This window comes from Mesorhizobium sp. Root552 (assembly GCF_001427285.1).
In the GTDB taxonomy this organism is placed as follows: domain Bacteria; phylum Pseudomonadota; class Alphaproteobacteria; order Rhizobiales; family Rhizobiaceae; genus Mesorhizobium.
In genome coordinates this window covers 126,238-148,415 of the sequence record NZ_LMFV01000062.1, presented here as the reverse complement: position 1 = coordinate 148,415, position 22,178 = coordinate 126,238, and the positions used below count along the sequence as shown (strand labels likewise).

Annotated in this window: 18 protein-coding genes; 3 read left to right on the top strand and 15 right to left on the bottom strand. The window is 62.1% G+C overall.

The genetic code is table 11. The annotated features are described in order from the left end of the window. Positions 1-7 precede the first annotated feature (7 nt). The 11 genes from ASD50_RS21565 to ASD50_RS21515 form a co-directional block, all read right to left on the bottom strand. Positions 8-970, bottom strand: coding sequence for a hypothetical protein (locus ASD50_RS21565; protein ID WP_056246234.1), 963 nt, complete (start codon positions 968-970; stop codon positions 8-10). Next, positions 967-1,425 (bottom strand): cytochrome c-type biogenesis protein CcmH, encoded by a 459-nt coding sequence (locus ASD50_RS21560; protein WP_082549785.1) that lies wholly within the window; start codon positions 1,423-1,425, stop codon positions 967-969. Before ASD50_RS21560 ends, ASD50_RS21565 begins: the two co-directional genes overlap by 4 nt. Beyond that, positions 1,422-1,982, bottom strand: coding sequence for a DsbE family thiol:disulfide interchange protein (locus ASD50_RS21555; protein ID WP_082549784.1), 561 nt, complete (start codon positions 1,980-1,982; stop codon positions 1,422-1,424). The genes ASD50_RS21560 and ASD50_RS21555 overlap by 4 nt, the downstream gene beginning before the upstream one ends. Further along, positions 1,979-3,988: a heme lyase CcmF/NrfE family subunit gene (locus ASD50_RS21550; protein ID WP_056246228.1), complete on the bottom strand. Its 2,010-nt coding sequence runs from the start codon at positions 3,986-3,988 to the stop codon at positions 1,979-1,981. Before ASD50_RS21550 ends, ASD50_RS21555 begins: the two co-directional genes overlap by 4 nt. Then, positions 3,981-5,483, bottom strand: a complete 1,503-nt coding sequence (locus ASD50_RS21545; RefSeq protein ID WP_056246224.1) for a PLP-dependent aminotransferase family protein — start codon at positions 5,481-5,483, stop codon at positions 3,981-3,983. The genes ASD50_RS21550 and ASD50_RS21545 overlap by 8 nt, the downstream gene beginning before the upstream one ends. Positions 5,484-5,595: 112 nt before the next feature. After that, the gene (haoB, locus tag ASD50_RS21540; RefSeq protein ID WP_082549783.1) at positions 5,596-6,606 is read right to left on the bottom strand and encodes a hydroxylamine oxidation protein HaoB; all 1,011 of its coding nucleotides are present in this window, start codon (positions 6,604-6,606) and stop codon (positions 5,596-5,598) included. Positions 6,607-6,627: 21 nt separating this feature from the next. Next, the gene (locus tag ASD50_RS21535) at positions 6,628-8,331 is read right to left on the bottom strand and encodes a multiheme c-type cytochrome (RefSeq protein ID WP_056246422.1); all 1,704 of its coding nucleotides are present in this window, start codon (positions 8,329-8,331) and stop codon (positions 6,628-6,630) included. 257 nt (positions 8,332-8,588) lie between these two features. Continuing rightward, a complete protein-coding gene (locus tag ASD50_RS21530) occupies positions 8,589-9,791 on the bottom strand; it encodes an NnrS family protein (RefSeq protein WP_244484614.1) in 1,203 nt (400 codons plus the stop codon). Positions 9,792-9,796: 5 nt separating this feature from the next. Next, positions 9,797-10,546, bottom strand: coding sequence for an ABC transporter ATP-binding protein (locus ASD50_RS21525; protein ID WP_056246419.1), 750 nt, complete (start codon positions 10,544-10,546; stop codon positions 9,797-9,799). Continuing rightward, a complete protein-coding gene (locus tag ASD50_RS21520) occupies positions 10,543-11,352 on the bottom strand; it encodes an ABC transporter permease (protein ID WP_056246215.1) in 810 nt (269 codons plus the stop codon). Before ASD50_RS21520 ends, ASD50_RS21525 begins: the two co-directional genes overlap by 4 nt. An 11-nt stretch (positions 11,353-11,363) precedes the next feature. Further along, on the bottom strand, positions 11,364-12,386 hold the full coding sequence (locus ASD50_RS21515; RefSeq protein WP_056246210.1) for an ABC transporter substrate-binding protein: 1,023 nt from the start codon (positions 12,384-12,386) through the stop codon (positions 11,364-11,366). A gap of 256 nt (positions 12,387-12,642) precedes the next feature. Here ASD50_RS21515 and ASD50_RS21510 point away from each other — a divergent pair, with 256 nt between their 5' ends. The 3 genes from ASD50_RS21510 to ASD50_RS21500 all read left to right on the top strand — a co-directional run bounded on the left by ASD50_RS21510 (position 12,643) and on the right by ASD50_RS21500 (position 17,988). Beyond that, on the top strand, positions 12,643-14,907 hold the full coding sequence (locus ASD50_RS21510; RefSeq protein ID WP_156465215.1) for a TonB-dependent receptor family protein: 2,265 nt from the start codon (positions 12,643-12,645) through the stop codon (positions 14,905-14,907). Positions 14,908-15,482: 575 nt separating this feature from the next. Beyond that, on the top strand, positions 15,483-16,256 hold the full coding sequence (locus ASD50_RS21505; protein ID WP_056246207.1) for an NAD kinase: 774 nt from the start codon (positions 15,483-15,485) through the stop codon (positions 16,254-16,256). 184 nt (positions 16,257-16,440) lie between these two features. Continuing rightward, entirely contained in the window at positions 16,441-17,988 is a 1,548-nt protein-coding gene (locus tag ASD50_RS21500) for a DEAD/DEAH box helicase (protein ID WP_056246205.1), read from the top strand. Positions 17,989-18,071: 83 nt separating this feature from the next. Here the strand turns inward: ASD50_RS21500 and ASD50_RS21495 are convergent, their stop codons facing one another. The 4 genes from ASD50_RS21495 to ASD50_RS21480 form a co-directional block, all read right to left on the bottom strand. Then, positions 18,072-18,668, bottom strand: a complete 597-nt coding sequence (locus ASD50_RS21495) for an ABC-type transport auxiliary lipoprotein family protein (protein ID WP_056246200.1) — start codon at positions 18,666-18,668, stop codon at positions 18,072-18,074. Between the two features lie 100 nt (positions 18,669-18,768). Then, positions 18,769-20,142 carry an MCE family protein gene (locus ASD50_RS21490; protein ID WP_056246197.1) on the bottom strand — a complete coding sequence of 458 codons (1,374 nt, stop codon included), beginning with the start codon at positions 20,140-20,142 and terminating at the stop codon, positions 18,769-18,771. An 8-nt stretch (positions 20,143-20,150) separates the two neighbouring features. Beyond that, positions 20,151-20,975: an ABC transporter ATP-binding protein gene (locus tag ASD50_RS21485; RefSeq protein WP_156465214.1), complete on the bottom strand. Its 825-nt coding sequence runs from the start codon at positions 20,973-20,975 to the stop codon at positions 20,151-20,153. A 1-nt stretch (position 20,976) separates the two neighbouring features. Next, positions 20,977-22,164, bottom strand: coding sequence for an MlaE family ABC transporter permease (locus ASD50_RS21480; protein ID WP_056246192.1), 1,188 nt, complete (start codon positions 22,162-22,164; stop codon positions 20,977-20,979). Positions 22,165-22,178 lie beyond the last annotated feature (14 nt).

Sequence of the window (22,178 nt, the reverse complement as noted above, 5' to 3'; positions counted from 1 at the left end):
CTTGCTCCTAGTTCTGCGGCTGGCTCTGGTCGTGCTGGGGAATATCGATGCGTGCAAGAAGCGTACGAACCGCTTCCGCCGCCTGCGGGTTGTCGGCAACCATGGGTTCCAATGCGCGCAACTCCTTTCGGGCGACGTCGAGTTGGCCTTTTCGGATCAAAAACAGGCTGTGATACCAGCGCGCCTCGGCGAGGTTCGGTTGCGCGGCCAGAAGACCGGAGAGCATCTGTTCGGCACGGTCGAGGTGACCCTGGTCGGAACCAGCCAGAGCGGCATCGATGAATGCGAGCCTGACTTGCGCATCGTCGGGGAATTTGGCCACTGCCTTGTCGAGCAGCGCTTCGCTTTCGGCCTCGCGACCCAGAACGCGGTAGCTGCGCAACAGCATGGCGACATCGTCAGGCGAATAGTCACCGCTCCCGATGCGCCCTTCCAGCCGGGCCACCATTGCACCTATGTCAGGCGCCCCATCCGCACCCGTCGGCATTCCGGCAGGCACGCCGTTGGCATCGCCCGCGTCGGCCACCGGCGGCGTGTCGCCGTGCGGCGAACGCGTCATGTCGATATCGCCCATCGAGGCAAAGCTATGGACGCCGTAGGCGGCCGCGACGACGAACCCGGCGATCAGTGCAACCGTCCACCAGCGCTCGCTGCGCGGCGTCGACGGATAGGTCGGCGTCAATGCACCGCGGATCTCGCGCAAACGCGAAAGCGCATGTTCCGCCTCGCCTGCAAGCCGGGTTGCAATCGAAGAATGTTGCGCGGCATCGACGCGTCCTTCGGCGAGCGCCAGGTCGTTGTCGCGCAGCTGGCCCGTCAGCCGGTCCTTTTCCTCCTGCCAGCGTCGGACGGGACTGGCATCTTCCAGTCCTGTGCCAAGGGGCAGGCTGGCGCGTTTACGCAACAACGGACTGACGATGATGACCACGGCAGCAGCGCAAAGCAGGAATGCGATCAGCGATGTGGTCATAATTCCAGCCTCCGCAGGCGTTGCTCGTTCAGGGGCTCAAGGGTGTTGGCTTCCTCGTTCGTGCGCGAAGCCTTGTCGGCGCTTCGGCGCACGAGAAGCAGGCAGGCTCCGCCGGCCAGCAAAAGCAGCACGGCCGGCACGGTCCAGATGATGCCACCGAAACCGGCCACAGGCGGCGACAGCAGCACATAGTCTCCGTAGCGGCTGCGGAAATACTCGACGATCTCGGCTTCCGTTCGGCCCTGCGCAAGCTGCTCGCGCAGCATGACGATCATCTCGCGTGCAGTACCGGATTGGGAATCGAGAATGTTCTCGCTTTGGCAGACTGGACAGCGCAGCTTGGCGCCGATCTCGCGGACCTGCGTCTCCACCGGAGATTCTGTCTGGAACGGCGCGGTCGCCGCAGGCGTCGCCATGGCGAGGCTGAAAGCGAGAGCTGCTGCAAACCGCTTCATCGCACAGCTCCGATCAGCTTCAGGTTCTGCTCGATCGCCTGCGGCGTCAGCGGCCCGACCTGACGCGCCTGCACGACACCTTCTGCATCGACGAAAAAGGTCTCGGGCATGCCGTAGACACCGAAATCGATACCCAGCCGCCCGCGCTTGTCCTGCCCCGACGGATAAGGAAAATGGCCCTGGCGATCGAGGAATTGAGCTGCCGCGACCGGGCTGTCGCGATAGTTGATGCCAATGATATCGAACTCGTCGAACAGTTCCGCGCGATCGCCAAGCTGGACCAGCAGCGGATGCTCGTCACGGCAAGACACGCACCACGACGCCCAGAAATTGATGACAAGCGGCTTGCCGAGCAGCTTTTCCGACGCGACCTGTTCAGTGCCCGCCAACGGTTCCAGCGAAAAGGACGGCAGCGAGCGCCCGACAATCATCGACGGGATGAAGGACGGGTCCTTGGTGAGCCCGATGCCGAGCAGCAGCGGGATTGCAACCACGGCAGCGCCAAGCAGCCACTTCCAACGCGGTATCGGGCGCTTTTGTGCAGCAAGCATGGTCATTCGGCGGGCACTCCCCTTGCCGGCGGAGCAGCCACCGCCGCCGCGCGTTCGACCCTGCGCCTGCTCGTTCCGGACAGCGACAGTAGCGCACCACAGGCAACGACTACCCAGCCGGCCCAGATCCAGCTCACCAGCGGATTCCAGTAACCGCGTATGGTGACCCCGCCCTGTTGCGTCTCTTCGCCGATGATCATGTAGAGATCGCCGCTGAAAGAGGATCGGATCGCGATCTCGGTCGTGGCCATGGAACGCACGGTGTAGAAGCGCTTTTCCGGCTGCATCTCGTAGAGCGGCTTGCCGTCGCGCGAGACGCTTAGGATAGCCGCGCGGCCTTGGTAGTTGGAGCCGCTGGCGTCCGAAACCTCGCGCAGGGTGATGACGTTGCCGGCCAGTTCAAAGCTATCGCCCGGCTTGAGTGATACCGTCACCGCAGTCTGGAACAGGCCTGACGCGATCATGCCAGCCCCGATCAGTGCGATGCCGAGATGGACGATGAGCCCACCGAAACGCTGGCGTCCCAGCGAAAGCACATTGCGCGCAGCCCGTAGCCAGGATTCACCCGTGACGCGTCGGCGCGCGTAAATGCCGGTGCCGATATCGGCCAGCGTCGCCGAGAAGGCAAAGGCCACCGCCGCTATGGCGCTGAGCGTGAGCAGGTCGCGTACGCCGGCAATCAGCGCAACGCCAACCGCCAGCACGCCGCCGACGAGCGGCTTACGCAACATCGTGGACAGGCGCCGGGCCTCGACCTTGCGCCAAGGGATCGACGGGCCGATGCCGAGCAGGAAGACCACGGCCAGCATCAGCGGCACCACCACCTTGTTGAAGTAGGGCGCGCCGACGCTCAGCCGCTCGCCAGACACCGCCTCGACGAACAGCGGATAGAGCGTACCTAGAAAAACCGTCGCTGCCGCGACCAGCAGCAGTACGTTGTTGGCGAGGATCGCGCTTTCACGCGAATACGGGCTCTCGACCAGCGCATCCGACAGCAGCCGGTCGGAGCGGAACAGGATGAGCCCGTAGCCGAACACCATCGTTACCGTGAGGAAGCCCAGCATGTAGGCCCCTCGCCCCGGGTCGACCGCAAAGGCATGGACGGAAGTCAGCACGCCGGAACGGACGAGGAAAGTGCCGATCAGGGTGAGCAGGAATGTCGTCACCACCAGGAACACGTTCCAAGTGCGGAACAGGCCGCGCTTGTTCTGCGCCATCATCGAATGCAGCAGCGCCGTGCCCGTCAGCCACGGCATCAGCGAGGCATTCTCCACCGGGTCCCAAGCCCAGTACCCACCCCAGCCCAGTTCGTAATAGGCCCAGAAGCCGCCCATCAGGATGCCGCTGGTCAGCATCGTCCAGGCAAACAGCGTCCAGCGCCGCACGGCGCGCACCCATTCGGCACCCGAATGGGTCCGGATCAGCGAAGCAATCGCAAAGGCGAATGGAACGGCGAAGCCGACATAGCCGAGATAAAGCACCGGCGGATGGAAAACGAGGCCGGGATCCTGCAGCAACGGGTTGAGATCCTGCCCGTCGGGAAGCGCCGGTGTCATGGTCAGGAACGGATTGGACAGGAACACGATGAAAGCGAGGAAGCCGAACTGGATCGCTGCCAGCGTAGCGATGATCCACGGCATCGACAGCGGATGGTCCTTCCAGTGCACCTTCACCGCAATCGCCGACAGCAGCACCAGGTAGAACAGCCACAGCATGAGCGAGCCTTCATGCGCGCCCCACATGGCTGTCAGCCGGTAGATCATCGGCAGTTGCGAGTTGCTGTTTTGCGCCACATAAGCGACCGAGAAGTCGAGCGTGGCGAACGACCAGACAAGCGTCGCACACCCGAAGGCGACGAGCGCCAGATTGGCGAACAGCGCATTGCGCGCCGTGCGCAGCCAGGCCGGGGAGGAACGCAAGGACGCGAGTGTCGCCCCTGCTACCGCCACCACGCTGAGCACGAGCGCAAGCGATGTTGCAAGCTGGCCAAGCTTGATCAGGGACTCAACCATCCGCCGCTCCCCTGCTGCTACCTGTCACGACATCCGCGATGCGGGCAGTCGCGATCCTGATGCTTTTTTCCGAAAGGGCTGCGTAGCCGAACAGCAGCGTATCCTTCGCACGCGGATTGTCCGGGGTGATGAACGCACCGCCGGAACCCGGCACATAGATGCCAACGCCGCGCTCTGCGGCACGCCGTTCTATGTCGCGCGCGTCCCCGAAACGCGACGGCAAGCGAAGCGACAGGTGCATGCCGCCGCGCATGCCTTTGAATTCCGCGTCCGTGAACGTCGGCTTCAGCGTTTGGACCAGTACGTCGCGGCGCGCCTTGTAGATCGCGCGGATGCGCCTCAGATGGCGCATGAAGCCGCCGCTGTTCATGAACTCGGCCATCGCCGATTGCTCGAGCCAGGGATTGCCGTTGCTGGTCAGCGATTTCCATTCACGCAGTGCGCGCGCCAGCGCCGGTGGCGCAACGATGAAGCCCAGCCTTAAGCCTGCCGCCAGCGACTTCGAGAACGTGCCGAGGTAGAGCACCCGCCCACGACAATCGAGCCCGCGCAAGGCCGTCAGCGGCGCGCCCTCGTAGCGGAAGTCGCCGTCGTAGTCGTCTTCGATCACATAGCTATCGGTGCGCGCCGCCCATTCGAGCAAGGCCAAACGCCTTTCCAGCGATAGCGTCACGCCAAGCGGATACTGGTGCGACGGGGTCACATAGAGCAGGTTGCGCCTGGTTTCAGGCAATCGCGAAACGTCGATGCCATCCTGGTCGACAGGAACGGGAACCGGTTTGAAGCCACAGCTTTCGAACAGGAAGCGCGAGCCTTGGTAGCAAGGGTCCTCGTGGACAAAGTATTTCGCGTAGCCGCTCAACGTGCGGGCGATGAGATCCAACCCATCCTGCGAACCGTTGACCACGACGATATCATCGGGCTTGGCCGAAACGCCGCGCGCCGGGCCGATGTGATCGGCGATGCCTTGCCTAAGCTCGGGCAGGCCCTGCGGGTCCTGGTACTCGGCGAACCGCGCCCCGCCATAGCGCACCTTGGCGTCGAGTATCCTGCGCCATTCGTTGACGGGAAAGGTCGAGGCGTCGACGCGCCCGATCCAGAAGTCGTGCTCAAACCTGCCACGATTCGGACTGATGACCGTCTGAGCCCTCACCCGGCTCGACAACGGGTGGATATCGCCATTGTTGTCGTTGGCCTGGAAATCTTCGCCGCCGGTGGCACGCAGAGTGATCGACATGCCATTTTCGGGCAGGCTCGAACTGACGAAGGTACCGACATTGGGACGGCTTTCGATGTAGCCTTCGCTCAGCAATTGCTCATAGGCGAGCATGACAGTGTTGCGCGACACGCCGAGCTGTTCGCTCAACGCGCGTGACGCCGGTACAGGATCCCCGCTTCGCAGCTTGTTTTCAAGGATCAGTCCCCTGATCTGATCAAACAATTGACGCTGCAACGTGCGGGAATCACTCGGATTGATCGTCAACACGACCTGCATCGCGAGCCCTCCCTGGCCCCATAGACTAGCTGAAATGCCAGCAATGCATGGTACCACAGGAGCAAAAAACGCTGATGCCGGCTAGGTCCGGTTGGTCTTGCTGACCAGGGCGTCAGCCAGCGCGGACCGCGGAAATCCGATAAACCCAATAGCCGCCGTTCTGGTAGACGAGCGTGGCGTCCGGCACTTGCCCTATCTGGGCCGAGTTGAACGGCAGCAACTGGCCGAGCAGCGAGGACTTGCCGGCGCTATCTGCAAGGTAGTAGGCGCGCACGGCGTTTTCGTCGCGCGGGATCACTGCATAGGCGGCAAAGCCCTCATCCTTCACCCAGGTCTTCACCAGCTTGGTGACGTCGTGGACGTCGCTGGCGCCGGGAAAATCGCGCAGGCCGACGGAAAACCGATCCGGCGCGGCCACGCCGATGTCGAAGGCATCGCGCACATGCAAGACAATGTAGCTTTCCTGTGTATCGGCCATGACCTGCAAGCGGGCGATACCGTATTTGTCTTCGGCCCCAAGTGCGTCGAGGAACGCCGCGAAACGTTCGTCGACCTTCGCGTCGACCGAAGGCCGCCACTGCTTCTCCGTCTCGGCAATCGCTTCCTTGGAACCCAGCCAGACGTCGGGCGCGCGTAGCGTGGCGCTGTCGTCGGCTCCGGCTAGTGGGAAACGGGCCGGAACCAGTGCCGCCAGCCTTTGGGACAGGCTGGGCATGGCAAAAACGAGGCTGTCCGCCGGCAAGTGCGCCTGCAAAGCTTGCGCGAGTTTCCGGTCTTCCTCGACAGAAATATCCGAACGAAGAACCGGTTCGCCTATTTCGCTCTTCCAGCCAATGATGAGGCCCGGTTTTCCCTCTCGCTCGAGAACCTCTCCACTTACAAGCAACTTGCCGGTATCAGCCGTCCTGAGGCTGACGGATTTCAGCTTCGCGTCGGGCAACATCTGCGCCAGGGCAAGGCTGGCCTCGCCCGGTTTTTCGACATCCTTCAATTCGTAGACATAAGGTGTCGGGCGCTTTTCGACCTGAAACGCATAGGCGGTCAGCAGGCCGCCTGCCACCAGCATCACAGCACCAATCCCGGCAACGAGGCCGGGAGTGGTTCCTATCTTGGAGAGGTTCATGATCGTCTCCCCTTTTCGTGACTAGTCGCGACGGCGGCGGCGGAAGGCCGGCAGGAGCATGAGGCCAAGCCCCAGCCCGGCGAGCGTGACGCCTGCGCCCCCTGCTGCCGCACGCTTCATCGGTGTATCGAGGTCCAGCCAGCCCTGCTTGCCACCCGCAGCCTCAAGAGCTTCCACCCGCTGCATCAGCGCAGCCTTCTCACGCAGTTGCGTGTCAGTGTCCTTGATGCGGGCCAGGCTGCGGATCAGGCGCGACCAGCCTTCCGAGTAGGTGAAGCCACCGGGATGCACGTGGGCGAGACCCTTGAAGTGCTTCATTATGTGCTGCTCCCACATTTCCGCGAATTCGTAGTCGATCGCGGTCGGGAAGTTGCCGGCGGAGAAGAACAGCCCGGCGAAGGCGCCCGCGCTGTCGGCGTCAGGTTTGGGAGGAGCCGGACGGTTGGTTGTCTGGCCAACGAGGAGCTTGTCTTCGTACAGCTTGTTCATGACGCCGCGCGCTTCCTTGACCAGTTCGATGCCCTGCTTGGTGCCGTTGTCCATCATATCAAGATAGGAGCGGGCAAAGGCCGGCGAGTGGCAGTTCGAACAGGTCTGTATCCAGGATTCCTTGCGGTCGGAGAACCATTCATGGTCAAGATTGTCGGCAATCTCAGGTTTTGGCTCGAAGCCCCAGCGCACCTTGCGCACGAGGTTGTGACCATACTCTCCGTTGAATTCCATGTGGCAGGTCTGACATGTCGGGCCGGTCTGGCCACCTTCGCCAAGCGCTGCGGCCAGTGGCTTTTCCCAATCCCACGAAGCGCCTTGGGTCTTGTAGATGACGCCATGCTTGGACAGGCTGAACGCCTCGAACTCGTTGTGATCGACGCCGTTGTGGCAGGTCGAGCAGGCCTCGGGCTTGCGCGCCTCGGCAGCGGAAAACTCGTGGCGGGTATGGCAGGAATTGCAGGTATTCTGCATGGTGTGGCAGAGCGAGCAGCCGTCGGCCACTTCGCGTTGCGCCATTCCGGCCCAGATCGCGGTTTCCACGTTGGCTTGCCATGACAGGGCGTGCGACGGCCGGCCAGCCGGCCACTGATCCTGCGGCCAGGTGATGGTGTCGCGCTCGGATTCGCGTTCGGCAAACTGCTGCACATGGCACTGGCCGCAATTGGCCGCATCGGGCATGTGGAGGTCGGCTTTGTGATTTCCGGCCTGCTTGCCGACGCCCATATGGCAATCGATACAGCCGACATCGCCAAGCTTCTGGCCTTCGGGCAGCACGCCCATCGAATGAAGGTTCGCCTCGACCTGGTCGATCAGCTCCTTCTTGTAGGCGCGGGAATCTTCAGCCGGCAGGTTGCGGATTTCGTCGAGGTCGCCATGAACGCTCTTCTGCCATGAATGGACCCAGCCCGGCGTCACACTGGTGTGGCATTCAACGCATTCTTCCCGCTTGGCCTCGAAATCCATGTCAGGCGCGACGTAGAGCGTCTTCGGATCGAGATAGCGCGTGAACGGGGTCGGCTCCCAAAGTTCGCCGAACGCGCCCTTGCCATGCCCCTGCTTGGGATCGTGGTAGCGCTTGACCAGCGCATCATAGAGTTCCTTGGGGGAAGCTTCCTTGGTCAGGCCGAGCGCCGTGTAGGTCTCGTCCGGAATGTCTGCCCGCACGGGCAGGGAAACAAGGAGCAGGACCGAGCAAATCAACCCGAACAACAGGTGAAACAGATGGCGTGGCATGTCGATCCCCCGATCCGGCTTTCCGATCACACCCCAAATTTGCACAACCTCCAAACAAGCGTAGGTCCATCACAGGCAAAAGCCATGGGACCGCAGCAGCATTGCCGTTGCGGTTCTTGTGCAGCGAAAGCGCCCTTGAGGCAGATCGGGCTGATGCCAGACAGATGCCGGCAATGGCAAAGATCGACGGGTAATGTTAGCGGGTGTGCGCGCGCGTCGGCGGCCCCTCGTTCTGGACAGACCGCTCCAATGGACGATCACTCGCAGGATTTGAACGAATTGCGCAGACGGGGCCAGTAGTCTTTCAACCACAACAGGAACGCTGCGGCCCAGAAGCATGCCGTCAACGCATAAGGTGGCCCCGGTGGTTGCGGCATCAGATCGAGGTCCGGCAAGACCCTGAGCCCAACCGCCACGACCAGGCAAACCATTGCCAGCTTGGCGCTTCGGCTGAAGCTCAGTGAATGGCCGGTGTGTAGCAGGCCGGCGATGCAGAATACGGCCAGTACGCCAAGACCAAGGCCACCCATAAGAGCGACATGCAATCCTGCTATACCGGAAATTGGCGCGCCAAGCTGCGCAGCACCCAGGAGCAACAGGCCAATTCCGGCGAAGGCGCTGGAGCCGGCAAGGGACGCGACTTCGGCGCGCAAAGCCGAACGCCCGATGAAGAGCTCGCCGACGCGATCCATGAAAGCGGCGCCTGCCGCTATCAGCGTATAACCGCATACGGCATCCGAAAACGCTGCCAGATCCACGGCCACCGCGACGGCGACCAGTCCCGGCGCGAGGTTGAGGCGACCGGGATGTGGGCGAAATGGAGATGTCTTCTCCGTCGGATCGAGAACCAGATTCGTTACCGGCACAGTGATCCGCGCCAGCGCCACACCAAGCAATCCAACAAACACCAATCCTGAAATCCGCAGCAGGCGACTGGCCAATTCGATCGCTTCGAAGCTAAAGCAGAGCCGCACGGCGGTCTCGCATATGGCCAAAGCAGCGATCCAGCCGATGAAGGCAAGCAGCTTGTCCGTGCGCTTGAGAATTGAAACATGCGCCATGTAAGCGACGAGAAGGGCCAGCCAAGCCAGATCGCACATGGCGCCGAGCGTGCCAGCGAAATCAGCGCCCGCAAAGCCGACGAGCCGGCCACCTCCCCATAATGCAGCCAGCATGAAAAGCCGCCTGCCTTTGAGACGAGGCGTATCCGTCCACTCGGGAACTGCGGTGGTGATGAACCCGATCAGCGCCGCGCCGAACGCTCCGAAAATCATTTCGTGCACGTGCCACAGTGCTGGCGGCGTTGTCCGGGCAAACGGCAGGTCTAACGAAAAGACCAGCACCCACTGGAATGGCCAGAGCGCGCAATAAAGCGCGGAAAGAGGAAAAAACAACCGCAGGCCTTCGTCGCCAACCGCGCGAAGCAGCGGCAATGCGTTGGGCAATCGTTGTTCTGCCACGGCGGTCAAGGCAGCCTCCGCTCATCGACATCGTCGATATGACGGAAGATCGGATCGTCGCGCAGAAACGATTGCACGGTCTTGAAGATCATCTCATCCGATCGGTGACCCGGTGCGTTCAGCAAGCGGCGCTCACCGGCAATGCCGTTTCCCGTGCTGTCCAGCACGACGATGCGATGCGCAACTCTCGCCGCCTCCATCAGGTCATGGGTGACGAAAACGGCGGCAAAGCGGGCCTGCCGCGACGTCTCGATAACGATGTCCTGCATGCGGCGCTTCAACGCCACGTCGAGCGCGGTAAACGGCTCGTCGCAAAACAGGAAGTCCGGCTCGATGACCAGCGCCCGGGCGATCGCGATGCGCTGGCGCATGCCGCCCGAAAGTTCGGACGGGTATTTGTCGAGATCGTCCGGATCGAAGGCCACTGTCAGCGCAGCCTGCATCGCGCGCTCCTTGCGCTCGGATCGCGGAACTCCCGCAATCCGCAGCGGATAGGAAATATTGTGCCTTGCCGTAGCCCAAGGCAGAAGGCGCGGCTCCTGGAAGATCATGCCGTGGCGGCGATAACCGCGTTCGACGCGCCCGCGCAGTGGTTCCACGATGCCGGCAGCGATGTGGACGAGCGTGCTCTTGCCGCAACCCGATGGGCCTACCAGCGCCACGACCTCGGCGGAATCCACCTGAAAGTCGATATGATCCAGCACGGTGCGGCCGAAATAAGCGTGGCCTATGCGCGTGAGCTGAAGCGCACTCATCGCTTCACGCCCCATGGCTGGGCAGCGACGCGCCAGCGTTCAAATTCGGCTCGAACTGGATGGATTAGGCCGTACTCGACCACGATCAGGGCAGCAACTGCGATCAACACCCAGGCCAAGGCCCCGGCAATATCGAGATTGGCGCGCGTACGGGCAAGTTCACCGCCGATACCGCCGACATTGGCCAGCAATTCGGCCATGACAGCCACCTTGAATGCCGATCCAAGCGAAACGACCAAAGCCGGAAACAGGTGTGCCGCGACATGGCGCAGGCTCAAGGTCGTCAATCGCTTGAACGCTTTGGCCCCGAACGCGCGGGCCATATCGTCCAGCTTGCGGTCGCGGCTCATGACCCCCTCGGCGACGGAGACGAACACCAATGGCGAGGCAGCCACAAGGATGGTGACGGCCACGGTGCCATCCGTCGATCCAAACCAGATCATAGCGAGCACGATCCAGGCGATGGGAGGCACGCCGAGCAGCACGGTCACCAAAGGACGCGCTACCCGCAGTACGGCAGGGAAGTACCCCGCGGCGAGGCCGAGGGCCGCCCCGGCGATACTTGCGGCGAGAAACCCCTTCAACGCGCGACGGCTCGTCAGCAGCGCAATTTCCCATGCAGCAGGGTCGGCAAGCATGGCAAGCGCTGCCTCGATCGTCGCCAGCGGCGACGGCAGGATGAAATCGCCATAGGCCTCGTGGCCGACCTGCCACAAGGCTGCGAGCAACGCCAGGGCAGCGAGGCCGGACCACGCCGACCACGCGAAGCGGCCGCTGCGGCCCAGACGCTCAAGCCATTCAGTCACCGCCGCCCCGGCTACAGATAGAACGCGTCGTCTGGCAGCCGGCCACCGATGATACCAGCATCGCTAGCGGCAAGCGTCTCAAGCATGGCTTCGATGCTGGCCCGTGCCTCGCTGGCGCGGATTGCTACCAGCTTCGAGGTGGCGATGGACGCAGCAATAACCGGTTCGGGAAAATCGAGCGACGAAGCAGCCGCCTGCGCAGCAGCCTGCGGATCGGCGTTGACGCGGGCCGCGACATCCGCCAATGTGCCCTGCAATGCGTCTGCAAGATCGCGATTCTCCAGTGTGAGGCTGTCGGTGAGTGCAAGCCCCGCCTGGGGCAGGATTGGCGCCTTACCTGTCACCTCACCCCACACTTCCTGCACGTCGATGACGCGCCGGATGTCCTTGCCGGCCATTTTTCCCAGCATGATCGCGGCAGACACAGCGGGCTCGGGCGCCAGCACGGCGTCTACCTTGCCGGCGACCAGCATCTGCATCGCCTCGATCGGCGAGCCTGTGCTTTCAAGCGTGATGTCCTTCTCCGGTGTCATCTCGTAGGCGGAAAGCAGCCGCTTGATGACCAGGTCAGGCATGTCGTTACGGAACGGAACGGCCAACCTCTTGCCCTTCAAGGTCCTGATATCGGTAAGACCAGGATCGGTCGAGACAATGTAAATCAGCCCCTTGGTCATGATGTTGAGCAGCTTCAGCTTCATGCCGCGGTTGTAGAGATTGGCAGCCACTTGAACCGGCAGCACGACTGCCGACATCGTTCCCGATGTCAGGCCGGCGCGCATCTCATCGGGGCTGCGCCAGATCTTCAAGGAAACCTTGTCGGCGACGCCCGCAAGCGCATTTGATGCGACGGCCTGGGCAAGAATAATCGAAGGGCCGGCCGGAGGCCCGAACAGGACAAGCTCCTGCAACGATGCCGCCTTTGCCGGCCGCACAATTGCAGGCAGGCTCGCCAGCGCGAGACCCGCACCCAAGCCGGTTAGCGCCATCCGCCGATCGACAGGCTGGGTGAGGATTGCCTGCACCGTTTTCGACATCAAATTCTCCTGAGGGTTAGATCTTCGGCCGAGCGACAAGGCCGCACATCGCTAAACCGGATAAAACGGATCAACTTTGCGCCAGCGCAAAGAAGAGAATTTTCATCAAGATTACTGGCGTTGATGAGGATCTGGTCGAGGGGCCAGACCGTCCGCCGTCGCGCGTGCGGCCGAGCGGATACCTTCGGGGCACCCAAATTGTCGGATCAGGGGATAGCAGGCCGCGCATGGGTGCCTGCTAGAGACGGGGGCGTTCATGCAGTACAGCACCGGGGCAAGCATCAAGCTCGGAAACATCAATGCGACATGTCGGGGCCTGTTCCGGCTATCGGCCGCGTCGGGCTTTCTGCTCGCGAGCGCCAGCACCTATGCACTGGCGCAATCGGCCACGCCGGGTTCATCTGTCATGCTGGAGCGCATCGTCATCAATGCAACGGCCTCCGAGCCAATAGCGGAACGCTTTGGCGTCATGCCTGGCGGTGTCACGCTGGTCGACAAGACAGAGAAACCGGTTACCGCAAACCAGACCGTTTCGAGCGCGCTGCGCTCGGTGCCGGGCGTCGTCGTGCAGGACTTTTTCGGCGGCAACGATCAACCGCGCATCCAGATTCGCGGCTCGGGCCTGCAACAGAACCCGGTCGAGCGCGGCATCCTCGTGCTCCAGGACGGCCTGCCGCTCAATCGTGCCGACGGCTCCTATGCCGTGGGATTCGCAAATCCCGCCCGTGCCGATTCAATCGAAGTCTACAAGGGCTATATGGCCAACCGTCTCGGCGCCACGGTTCTTGGCGGTGCGCTGAATTTCGTCTCGCCGACCGGCTCGCAGGACCAGGGCTTATCCGTGCAGGCGAGCGGCGGCTCGTTCGGCCAGGCCGGGATTTCGGGCAGCGCCGGCTTCCAGACCGATGCACTCGACGGAATGCTGCAACTCGATCTCACAACGCGCGACGGATTTCGCGACTACAATTCGTCCGAACGGGCAAGCATAAGCGGCAACATCGGCTTCGAGATTTCCGACAATATCAAGACGAGGGTCTTTGCCGGCTATACCGACCTCGGCTTCGACGTCGCCGGCCCATTGACGAAGAGCCAACTGGAAGCCAATCCCCGGCAAGTCCATATCGGTCCGACCGTCACCCCCGGCGGCGCCATCAATCCCGGACCGAACGTCATTCGCGACCAACCACGTCGCGAGGCGAGCCAGTATCTCATCGGCTCTCGCACCACCGCCGAATTCGACCGGCATCTGTTTGACGTTGTCCTGGGCTACACCTTTACCGACGACATGTTCCGCTTCCCGATCTCAGCAGGCATACGCGACACCAAGGGCGGTGATTTCACCGGCGTGGTGCGCTATGCCTATAGCGGCGACGAAGGTGCGTTGCTGCCGCTTTTCGAGACAACCGCCCAGTACTCAATCGGATCGGCCGAACGCGATTACTATCTCAACGATGCCGGTAACCAGGGCGCATTGTTCGGCAAAAACGATCTCGACGCCGCGACCCTGTCCTTGCATTCCGGCTTCAACGTCCCGTTGGGGGATGCATTCACGGTTTCGCCCGCGATCTCCTATGCTCATGCCACGAGAGACAACGCGGACCGCTATGGCCTGGCTACCCGTCCAACGATCGCGTTCAATCCAGCCAACCCGACACAGCGCCTGCCGAACGGAGCAGTGCCTGCGCAGGACACCAGCTATGCGCGCACCTATGACGGGTGGAGCCCAAGTCTCGGGCTGACCTACCGGCCTGACGAGACCAATACATTCTTTGGCGCGGTCAGCCGCAGCTTCGAACCTCCCACCCATGACGACCTGCTTGCCACAATCAACGGCACGCCCAACAGCAGTGCCGGGCGCCCCAATCCGGGTGCTCCCGGCGCGCCGGCCGATGCCTTCAGGACCCCCGACCTGGAAGCGCAGACGGCAACCACAATCGAAGCTGGTTGGCGTGGCAGTGCCGGAGATTTCGCCTGGGACGCGGTCACCTACTATTCATGGGTAGACAACGAGTTGCTGAGCCTGCGCGACGCAACGGGCGCCTCGCTCGGAGCGATCAACGCGGACGACACCCGCCACTTCGGCATCGAACTCGGATTAACGGCCCAAATCGCGGCCGACTGGACTGCGAGGCTCGCCTACACCTATCAGGACTTCAGGTTCCATGACGATCCGCTTCGCGGCAACAACCGCCTTGCCGGCGCGCCAAGGCACGTCATCAACGCTGCGCTGAATTACGATGTAAGCGAGACATGGTCGGTCCAGGCGGGTGTGCGCTGGAATCCGGAAAAAACGCCCGTCGACAATATGAATACCCTCTACGCGGACCCTTACGCCGTGGTCGACTTGCGCACGCAATTCAAGGTCGGCGACCATCTTACGGTCTTTGGCGAAATCACCAACGTCTTCGATGAGACATATGCAGGTTCGACCTTGATCGTCGACCAAGCCCGGCCGGATCAGGCTGCCTTCTTGCCGGGTGACGGCCGCGGCTTCTTCGTCGGCCTCAAAGCGGACTACTGAGCCGGGTCACCGCAGGTGCATAGATGAACGCCAGATGAACATCGCGTTCAGGGTCGGCCAAGCAAACTCTCGGTAGCATCGGTGCGCCGTGGTGGGGGCATCCCGGCAAGCCCTGCCTCTGAGTTGTCAAATCGCTCTCTGGCGGGGCTTTTTTACGGCAAACACCTCCCTGAAACTGGCAAGCTACATAGCCCGCCTGGTCGGGCATGGAGCACCCGCGGCTTCGCCGCAATTCGATGCCGTTGATTGGGGCCTTGTGCTCAGTGCATCGGATTGGCGGGTCAGTCCTGCAAATGCGAGCGCGAAAACTCCCATAAGGAGAGCAACGATTGTCATGCGCATGAACGGCAAGGCTATTTCCTGTCGGCTAGGCCCCCGCCTGGCTTCCAGTTCTGCCTAGCATGAGAAACGGGCCTTTATAAGAAATTAAGAGGAATCTTAACCTCGGTGACCATTTGTAGCAGGCCACGATCAAACCTGTGCTCCGACCCGATAGAAATCCGTGTCACTTTGCATGCGCTAACGGCCATGCTACGCCGCGAAAACATCGAAACTGGATTTCCCTTCGAAAAGCCATGACCAAAGCGCCAGCCCGGTTCGCGTTCATCTCGTCGGACACGCCCGACGCCAAAGCCGCGCTCCATGAGCTTTCGGCGCAGTACGGCAATGTCGGCGTGGACAAAGCGGAGATCGTCATTGCGCTCGGCGGCGACGGGTTCCTGCTACAGACGCTGCGCGACACGATGGGCACCGGCAAGAAGGTGTTCGGGATGAACCGTGGCACCATCGGTTTCCTGATGAACGAATATCACATGGACGCGCTGCCCGAGCGCCTTCGGGCCGCGGTCTCCGAAACCATACGGCCGCTCGAAATGCAGGCGGTCACAACGGCCGGCGAAACGGTAACCGCCCTCGCCATCAATGAAGTCGCGCTATGGCGCCAATCCTACCAGACTGCCAAGATCCGCATTACCGTCGACGATCAGTTGCGAATGGCCGAATTGAGTTGCGATGGCGTCATGGTGGCGACGCCGGCAGGCTCCACGGCCTATAACCTGTCCGCCCACGGGCCTATCCTTCCACTGGATGCGCAACTGCTTGCCCTGACCCCGGTAAGTCCGTTCCGACCGCGTAGCTGGCGCGGTGCGCTCTTGCCCAATAGGGCAGTCGTTCAATTCGACATACTTGAGGCGGACAAACGGCCCGTCAACGCCGCAGCCGACCATACCGAAGTCAAGGGCGTGGCAAGCGTGGTCATTCGGCAGTCGCTGACCGCTACGGCGACATTGCTTTTCGATCCCAGCCATTCCTGGAACGAGCGCATCCTGACTGAACAATTCAGATATTGATGGTTCTCCGCTAGAAAATCGGCGGAACGAATTAAGAATAACGCTCTGCTATCCTAGCATTTCCGCCCGTTTGTGTTGACAAATCGCGGACTTGCGCATATCGGCATCCAATTATCGCGTATGCGAGGCGCAGGCCGCAACGTAGCCGCCGCGCTCTCAGAACAAGCTAAAGACAGCAATCGATTTGTCCTCAGACACCCAGACCGCCCAAGAGGCGTTGACCTTCACGGACCTTGGCCTGTCGCCGAAGGTGCTTTCCGCAGTTGCCGACGCCGGCTACACGCAGCCGACGCCAATCCAGGCTGGCGCCATCCCGCACGCACTGCTTGGCAAGGATGTCCTCGGCATCGCCCAGACCGGCACCGGAAAGACCGCTGCTTTCGTGCTGCCGATGATTACGCGCCTCGAGAAAGGCCGCGCCCGCGCCCGCATGCCGCGCACGCTGATCCTCGAGCCTACACGCGAGCTGGCCGCACAGGTCGAAGAAAACTTCGTCAAATATGGCAAGAACCACAAGCTCAACATCGCCCTGCTGATCGGTGGCGTTTCCTTCGACGAGCAGGACAAGAAACTGGAGCGCGGCGCGGACGTTTTGATCGCAACGCCGGGACGCCTGCTCGACCACCGCGAGCGCGGCAAGCTTTTGCTGAACGGCGTCGAAATCCTCGTCATCGACGAAGCCGATCGCATGCTCGACATGGGCTTCATCCCCGACATCGAGCGGATCTGCGAGATGATCCCGTTCACGCGACAGACGCTGTTCTTCTCGGCGACCATGCCTCCCGAGATCACCAAGCTCACCGAAAAATTCCTGCAAGCTCCGGTACGCGTGGAAGTCGCCAAGGCGGCAAGTACTGCAACGACCGTCACGCAGCGGCTGGTCAAGTCCGGGGCGAAACCCTGGAACAAGCGCGAAGTCCTGCGCACGCTGATCCGGCAGGAAGAAGACGGCTTGAAGAACGCCATCATCTTCTGCAATCGCAAGGTCGAGGTTTCGGAACTTTTCCGCTCGCTGACGAAGCATGACTTCAATGCCGGCGCACTGCATGGCGACATGGACCAGCGGGCGCGCATGACCATGCTGAGCAATTTCCGCGACGGCAAGCTGAAGCTGCTCGTCGCCTCCGACGTCGCCGCGCGCGGTCTCGACATTCCTGACGTCAGCCACGTCTTCAACTACGATGTGCCGATCCACGCGGAAGACTATGTTCACCGCATCGGCCGCACAGGACGAGCAGGCCGGTCCGGCAAATCCTTCACCATCGCCACCCGCCTCGACACGAAGTACGTCGATGCAATCGAACGCCTGATCGGCCAAAGCATCGAATGGCATGACGGCGATCTTTCGACCGTCGTGGTCAGCGAAGACGAGCACGACGCTCCCCGTCGCGGCCGTGGCGCGCCCCGCAGAGCCGGGCGCAAGGAAGATGGCGGCAGGGACCGCAAGCCACGCGGCGAGCATAAATCGCCGAAGGAAGATGCCGCCAAGCCGGAACCGATCGCATCGGCTGTTGAGGAAACCGCACAGCCGGAAAGCACGGACCGCCGCGAGCGCAAGCATGCGATCCGCGCCGACAACAACGACCGCAGGGATTCGTCTGAACGGAACCGCAACGACACGAGGCCGCAGCGCAGCGGTCGCCCCGACCGGCATCGCGACGATGACAACGACGCGACCGTCGGCTTCGGCGAAGACGTGCCGGCCTTCATGCGCATCGTGGCCAAGGTCTGATCCTTACGGCTCGTAAGCCCAATGCCGGCACGGCAAGGCAGCGGCCCGGTCCGCTGCCTGTTCAGGATACTGAATTCATCAAGCTATAGGGTGGCGTCCGTCCAGCGCACGATCTGCGTTGCGGCATCGCCGAACGCCCGGTCGAGCGCGGCCACGTAGGCCTGGTTGCCGGCTCCCGACACAGGCGCCGACGCAGTAAAATTCCTTGCCGCGCGCACCTCGCCGTTGCGGTCATTGAGCAGGCGCACATAGAGTTCGACCACGGCGCGGTCGCCGCCAGCGACCCTCACGTCGAAGGCGCGGATTTCGGCGATCACCTGGTAGTCGATCGCCAGCCCCTCGCCCGGCTTGCCGACACCGGCAAAGCTTCCCGAACGCTGGAACGTTTCCGCCAGACGCGCCTGCACGATCAGCGGCAAGCGGTCGGCCCACTGCGCGCCCTTCAAGTACTGGATCGAACCGTCCTTCGGCTTGATGACGATGTTCTGGCCGTCGAATGCTTTCAGCGCGGCCGGCTCCGCGATGAGGATCTGGCGGCGGCTATGGCCTTTCGCCTCAACGGCTGGTGCCGAAAGCTCGAACGTATCCAGGGGTGCGGGGCCGCCGCCGGGCAACACCGCGCAGGCGGAAAGCCCGACAGCAAACACCACGGCCACGAATGTAGCTCTGACAGCCTTCACGAAGTTTCCCCGGTCTGCTGCGGTCGCACCTGCCGCAATCCCGCGATCGGTGCGGCATGGCCCTCAACCGGCGGTTTTGTGCGGTGATTGGACGGCAAAGTCAACGCCGCACCCTTCCATCGTACTGGCGCACCTCGCCGTCTCCGCCGGACAATATGCGTTGCGGGTTGCGCTGAAGATCGCTCACCGCCTGCTCGATGCGATTGATCGAGCGACGGCTGTCCTGCACCAGCGCCTCGACGTTCTGCAGCCCCTGGCCCGAGAAACGGGCGAGATTGTCGGTGATCGTGCCGAGCCGCGCATTCAGCGTATCTGCCACCTGCTTGAACGACTTCAGCGTCTCGCGCGCATCGGCCATCACGCCGTTGGCCTCGCCGGAGCCAAGCAGGCTGTCCACCTTGGCCAGGATGCCGTCGACGCGCACGGAGGCGTTGTTGAGGCGTTCGGCCAGTTGTTTCGCATCGCTGATGGTCTGGTCGATATCGTCGGCGCGGTCGCCGAATTTCTTTGTAACTGAAGCAATGTCGCTCGCGGCCTTGTTGGCGTTCTCGCTCGCGCTCTTGATGTTCGACAGGGCTTCGCGCACATCGTTCGGATTGACCCCGTCCAGCACGCCGTCAACCTTGGCCAGCGTGCCTTGCGTCTTCTGGGCAAAATCGTTGATCGACGCGACTGCCGTGTTCACGCCCTTGATCACGCCGTCGAACTGGTCGCCAGACTGCTTGAGGTTCCTGGTGAAGGTGTCGATGTTGGCGACAATCTCCTTCACCCGATCCTTGTCGACCGAGTTCAGCAGGCCCTCCGCTGCCTTGAGCGTGCCGTCAAGCTTGCCCGACACACCCTGCAATTCCACCGACAGCGCGCTGACGCTGGTCAGGAATTTGTCGATGCCATCGGCGTTCTTTGCCAAGGCATCGGAAAACTTCTGCGCGTTTTCGACGGTTTTGGTCAGGGGACCGCGCACGTCGCTGGTGAAGCCTTCCAGTTGCGACAGAACCTTGTCGGCGCGCGTGAAGATGTCCTGCGCCGTCTGCAACAGGTTGGTCACCGCAGAAGGATTTGCGGTTATCTCCGCGATCTTGTTTTGCGCTTCCGCGTCATCAAGCAGCTTGGTTTCGCGCGGGTCGGCGCCCTTCAGTTCGATGTTCGCCTGCCCGGTCAATCCGGCAAGGCCAATGTCGGCCTGAGTGGACTTGGTGATTGGCGTCAGCCGGTCGACTTCCGTGTCCGCAATCGCAACCGTGGGGTTGTCGACGTCGATATAGACGCGGCGGACATCACCAACCTTGACGCCGTTGAACAGCACAAAGCTGCCGCGCGCGAGGCCCGAAGCGGAACCCGGAATGCGCACCCGAAGCAGTGCCGTCTCGCCACGGTCGCCGATAGCCGCCGTCCAGTAGACGAAGCCGAACGCTGCCAAAATTGCGGCCAGCGTAAAGATCCCGACAATGACATAGTTGGCTCTGGTTTCCATTGGGCTGACTATCTTTGCTGTCGGACGGCAAGATCAAGCTGACGGGCGCGTTTTCCGCGAAAATAGGACTTTACCCACGGCTCTTCGCTTTTCAGCATGTCCTCGATGGTGCCTTCCACCAGAACCTTCTTGTTGCCGAGCACGGCAACGCGGTCGCACGCGGTGAAAAGCGAATCGAGATCGTGCGTGACCATGTAGACGGTGAGCCCCATCGTATCGCGCAGCTTGACCACAAGTTCGTCGAACTCTGCCGCGCCGATGGGATCGAGGCCGGACGTGGGCTCATCCAGAAAAACGATGTCGGGATCGAGTGCCAGCGCGCGCGCAAGCGCCGCGCGCTTGATCATGCCGCCGGAAAGCTCGGATGGAAACTTGCGCGCCGCGTCTGCCGGCAGGCCGACAAGCTCGATCTTGAGCATCGCCAGTTCATCCATGAGCTTCTTCGGCAGGTCGAGATATTCGCGCATCGGCACCTGGACGTTTTCCTGAACCGTCAGCGCCGAAAAGAGCGCCCCGTGCTGGAACAACACGCCAAGGCGCATATCGATCCGCAGGCGTTCAACGTCGCTTGCCTTGTCGACATCGACGCCAAACAGCGTGATCGAGCCCGACTGCTTTTTGGTCAAGCCCAGTATTGTGCGCAGCAACACCGATTTTCCCGCGCCGGATGCGCCCACGAAGCCGAGGATTTCGCCGCGCCGGACCTCTAGCGAAAGCTTGTCCAATATCACCTTCGTGCCGAAGGCGACGGTGACATCGCGCGCGGAGAGGACGACTTCCGTCCCCTCGCCTCCGGGAATTGCGCTCGTCATGGTTTCGCCAGCCATTGCCATGTCAGAAATTGATCGCCGCGTAGAATATTGCGAACAGGCCATCGAGCACGATGACGACGAAGATCGATTTCACCACGGATGCGGTTACGTGCTGGCCGAGCGATTCGGCGCTGCCGCCAACTTTCATCCCCTCTACCGATGCAATGGTACCGATAATCATGGCCATGAACGGCGCCTTTATCAGCCCAGCGAAAATGGTGCTGAGATCGATGGCCACGCGAAGCCGGTCGATGAATGCGGCGGGCGGAATATCGGAATATAGCCAGGCTGCCAGCATGCCGCCGCCGAGCGAGGCAAAGTTCGCCATGATCGTAAGGCACGGCAGCGCAATGACCAGGGCCACAAGACGCGGGAAGACCAGCACGCCGATCGGGTTGAGGCCGATCACCTTGAGCGCGTCCACTTCCTCGCGCATCTTCATGGAGCCGATTTCGGCAGTAATGGCGCTGCCGGAACGGCCGGCGATCATGATGGCGGTCAACAACACGCCCATCTCGCGCAGCACCAGCACGCCGACCAGATCGACGACGAAAATATCGGCGCCGAAATAGCTCAACTGGTATGCGCCCTGCTGCGCAACGATAGCGCCAACGATGGCCGACATCAGAAGCACGACCGGGATTGCGCCCACGCCCATGCGGTCGATCTGGTTGAAGATCGCGGCCGGATTGACCGCATGGCCGCGGCCCAGCTTCATTTGCGCGCCGCGAATGGTCGCGCCAAGAATGTTCATGGCCGCAAGAAAGTCGTCGCGCATGTCATAGACGCTGCGGCCAACCGCCTCCAGCCCGCGAATGACTATGTTGGGCGCGCGCTCGGGCTTGGCTTCATCGGAACGGGCCGCAGCATCGCCGACCGCGCCGAGCAGGATGGCCGCGATTTCGCTTTCGCCCTGCATCGTTACGTTTACGCCCCGCGCCTTGTTGGCCGTCAGCAGCCTATCGATCAGCCAGGCGCCTGCCGTATCCAGCTTTTCGATTCGCGAGAGGTCGAGCGCCAGCGTTGCAAACCCGCTGCGCTTTTCGATCTTGCGCATCTCGGCATCGACATGCGCGACCGTGCGCGTGGTCCAGATGCCGGAAAACGCGCAGCCCAGCGTGTCGCCGTCCTCGCTCAGCGTGATGCGCGGCATGTGATCTGCCTGCCTTGCAGCCGCCCTTCTTGCGTCGCGTTTGCCAATGGTCAACATGGCGCCCTGTTTAA